At 35.5% G+C, this 358-nt stretch carries 1 pseudogene; it reads left to right on the forward strand.

Features of this window, described 5'->3' with window-relative positions:
• Positions 1 to 358 (forward strand): annotated as a pseudogene (locus tag ACFINO_RS10670) (hypothetical protein); the annotation flags it as partial.

Raw genomic sequence — 358 nt, forward strand, 5'->3', positions numbered from 1 at the left:
TATGGTATCCATTATCATCGGTTATCTTTCATTTAACCAACTTTATAGCTCTTATATCCAGCTTTATAGGACTCTATGTTGAAACTCATCCATCAACATCTCTTATTGCGAAGAAAATCACTGCAAACATAGCACAAGCTATGCAACAATCACAGTCATTAAAGGAAGCTGATATAATTGCCTTTAGAGAACTTTTAATGACGCATGCAGCAACTTTAACAGCTATTGTTTTGACTGTTTATAGTCTGATTTTTCTCATTGGTAATCTTTACTTTTCAATGATAACAGCCCAATATATGAAGTGGCTGAAAAGACCTCGAGATGACTGGAGCAAAACTCTTCGCCTTCCAATTTCTGG

It is taken from the genome of Bartonella sp. AA83SXKL (genome assembly GCF_042196965.1).
GTDB lineage: Bacteria > Pseudomonadota > Alphaproteobacteria > Rhizobiales > Rhizobiaceae > Bartonella.